Source organism: Aeromonas sp. HMWF014 (assembly GCF_963878295.1).
Classification (GTDB): domain Bacteria; phylum Pseudomonadota; class Gammaproteobacteria; order Enterobacterales; family Aeromonadaceae; genus Aeromonas; species Aeromonas popoffii.
Window position 1 is genome coordinate 2,214 of sequence record NZ_CAWNYS010000367.1, and the last position, 3,036, is coordinate 5,249.

Here is a 3,036-nt window from a genome sequence, read left to right on the forward strand (position 1 = left end):
AGCGCCCCAGATAGGCTTGTTGCTCACCGATGGTCTGGGGCGGCCGCTGGCCCAGGCCCAGTCCATCCGGCGGCGGCTGCACCCGGATCGAGCCGAGTTCTCCTGCCTGGTGGCGGATCACTTCCAGCACAGGGGGGCGGGCAGGCGCATCTTGTTGGCACTGGCGCTGCTGGCGCGCGCGGAAGGTATTCGTGAATGGACGGCAGAGGTGCTGGCCCAGAATCGCCCCATGCTGGCACTCCTGCGTGGGCTGGGGCTGCCACTCACCCTGGTGACGGGGCGGGAGCTGGTGTTTGTTCGGCTTGATCTGAGCGTGCTTGATACCCTGTGACGCGGGTATCCTCATAAGACCAAGGGCGAATAGGCCTGTTTTTCACCCTGTGCTAAGGTCAGCCTTGTATACGGTCAGAGGAAAATCATCATGGTGCAGTCAGCTAAACACATCGTCATCCTTACCGGCGCCGGGATCTCTGCTGAATCCGGCATCAAGACCTTCCGTGCCTGCGACGGTTTGTGGGAAGAGCACAGGGTGGAGGATGTGGCGACCCCGGAAGGGTACGCGCGGGATCCCGCCCTGGTACAAGGCTTCTACAACGCGCGCCGCCATCAGTTGCAACAGCCGCAGATCCACCCCAACCCGGCCCACTATGCGCTGGCTCGCCTCGAGCGCCTGCTGCCGGGCACAGTCACCCTGGTGACCCAGAATATCGACAACCTGCACGAGAGTGCGGGTAGCACTAACCTCATCCACATGCACGGTGAGCTGCTCAAGGCCCGCTGTCCCGAGTCGGGCCAGGTGATCGAGTGGCGTGGCGATCTGCATCAGGATGAACTCTGCTCCTGCTGCCAGTTTCCTCAGCCATTGCGCCCGCACGTGGTCTGGTTTGGCGAAATGCCGCTCGGGCTGGATCGCATCTACGGCGCGCTGGCCCAGTGCGATCTCTTCATTTCCATCGGCACCTCGGGGGCCGTCTATCCCGCCGCCGGTTTCGTGCATGAGGCAGGGCTGAATGGGGCCCATACCATAGAGCTCAATCTGGAGCCGAGCGAGGTGGGCAGCCAGTTTGACGAGAAGCGCTACGGACCGGCGTCCTTGCTGGTGCCCGCCTTCGTTGACGAGCTGCTGCAACATTGTGGTGTGCATCAACCCAAACAGATCGACGGTCACAACTGGATGGAGATGCGCGGTTCCTGAGCTACTGTGTCATGCCACCGCTGCAATGACCTGGTGAAATCGCCACACTGGCAACCCAAACGCGGGACTTTTTTGGCACAGATAGTCATGTTCACAGTGATATAACCTGCTGCTGGGACCGTTGTTGATACGCCTGGCACCGGGTGCGCAGTGAGCTGCAGGCCTTATTGGCTGCGATAAAAAGGGCGAACCAGGGGTTAACGTCAGTCAGTTAAGCATTTTTGTGACTGAATATTCGAAATTTAGAATAACAGGAGCGGTACCATGGTTAAAATGTCAATGTGGCTGACACCTTTGCCCTGACTGGCATCCAATAAAAAGAGGGAGGCATCAAGCCTCCCTCACTCTTTAGCCCTTATACCTCGCGGGTTGGGACTCAAACTCTCTTAACGGCCTTGCGTTAGACCCAGGGGCGCCCTTTTTGCATGGTGTGTTTAGAAAATCAGGGGGCGGGTAAGGGGGCGCAGGATTGTCTGATCACCAGGTCAGGATCGACAGTGATCAGGTGATTATCCACCCTCACCCCGTTGATCCGCGCTAGCAGCCGGGTGACGGCGAGGCGTCCCAGCTCCTCTTTGGGCTGATTGATGGTAGTGAGCGGTGGCGAGAGGTATTGCGCCAGCGCCACGTTGTCATAGCCGACGATGGAGATATCCTGCGGTATGTTCAACCCCGCCTGATGGGCGGCACTGATGGCTCCCATGGCCATCATGTCGTTGAAGATGAAGAGGGCGCTCGGCCGTTTGGGCTGGGCCAGCAGCCGCTGCATGGCACTGAAACCACTGGCGCAATCAAAGTCCCCTTCCTGGATCCACTCCTGATTGACCGTGAGACCCGCCTCCTGCAACGCCTGTTCAAAACCTGCCTGCCGCTGGTTGGCGGGGGCGCGGCTGTGGGGGCCTGTAATGCAGCCGATGTCGGTATGGCCCAGTTCAATCAGATGGCGGGTGGCCAGATAGCCGCCGCGATGGGAGTTGTCGGCGATAAGATCCACGTCCTTGCTCTCCATGCCCCAGTCCATCACCACCACCGGCAGGTTCTTGAGCCAGTCGAGCTGGTTGAACACCTCTTGCTGCCCCTCGCTGCACATGATCAGCAGGCCGTCGACCCGCTTGCGCAGCATCATTTTGAGGTAGGAAAGCGCCGTCTCGGCCTGACCTTCGGTGTTGCCCAGCATCAGGTTGTAGCCCTGTTCGAAGCAGTAGCGCTCCACCCCGCGCACTACCTCGGCGAAGAAGGGGTTGCTGGAGGTGGTGACCAGCATGCCGATGCTGTTGGTCTCTTTCACCTTGAGGCTGCGGGCCACCAGGCTGGGGGCGTAGTTGAGATCGCGCATGGCCGCAAAGACCCGCTCCCGCGTATCCTCGGCCACGAAGCGGGTTTCGTTGATAACGTGGGAGACGGTGGTGGTAGAGACACCGGCCAGCGCCGCCACCTCCTTGATGTTGGCCATCAGTGCCCCTGCGCAGTCTGGGCAAGCAGGAAGGCGTCGACTTCACCCTTCTCCGGGATCGAGCTCTGGGCCCCGAAGCGGGTCACGGAGAGGGCTGCCGCACCATGGGCAAAGCGCACCGCTGCCTTGAAATCGGCTCCGGCCAGCTCGGCAGCCAGCAGGGCGCCGTTAAAGGTGTCGCCTGCGGCTGTGGTGTCTACCGCCTCGACCCGAAAGCCCGGGATGAGTTGTTGCTGTTGCGCGTTGCTGCAATAGACCCCTTGCGATCCCAGGGTGATCATCACATCGCTTATTCCCATCTGGTGGAAGCGGGCAGCCGCTTCGCGGGCGCTGGCCTCGTCGCACACCTTGACGCCGGTCAGCAGCTCGGCTTCGGTCTGATTGGGGG

General features: G+C 60.9%; 4 protein-coding genes. 2 read left to right on the forward strand and 2 right to left on the reverse strand.

The window, feature by feature from the left end; translation table 11 throughout:
- Together AAC083_RS23180 and cobB are read left to right on the forward strand one after the other, a co-directional pair.
- Positions 1–331: GNAT family N-acetyltransferase (locus AAC083_RS23180; protein ID WP_375134761.1), on the forward strand; the 331-nt coding region annotated here is incomplete at its 5' end.
- 90 nt (positions 332–421) lie between these two features.
- A complete protein-coding gene (cobB, locus tag AAC083_RS15200) occupies positions 422–1,195 on the forward strand; it encodes a Sir2 family NAD+-dependent deacetylase (protein WP_042034948.1) in 774 nt (257 codons plus the stop codon).
- Positions 1,196–1,637: 442 nt separating this feature from the next.
- Here cobB and AAC083_RS15205 read toward each other — a convergent pair whose 3' ends face one another.
- Together AAC083_RS15205 and AAC083_RS15210 are read right to left on the reverse strand one after the other, a co-directional pair.
- On the reverse strand, positions 1,638–2,648 hold the full coding sequence (locus AAC083_RS15205) for a substrate-binding domain-containing protein (protein WP_108537038.1): 1,011 nt from the start codon (positions 2,646–2,648) through the stop codon (positions 1,638–1,640).
- On the reverse strand, positions 2,648–3,036 hold a 389-nt coding region (locus AAC083_RS15210), incomplete at its 5' end, for a PfkB family carbohydrate kinase (protein WP_181364769.1). The genes AAC083_RS15210 and AAC083_RS15205, both read right to left, overlap by 1 nt.

Coding starts and splice junctions, on each gene's coding strand:
- cobB (WP_042034948.1), top strand. CDS start 422: ATGGTGCAGTCAGCTAAACACATCGTCATCCTTACCGGCGCCGGGATC.
- AAC083_RS15205 (WP_108537038.1), bottom strand. CDS start 2,648: ATGGCCAACATCAAGGAGGTGGCGGCGCTGGCCGGTGTCTCTACCACC.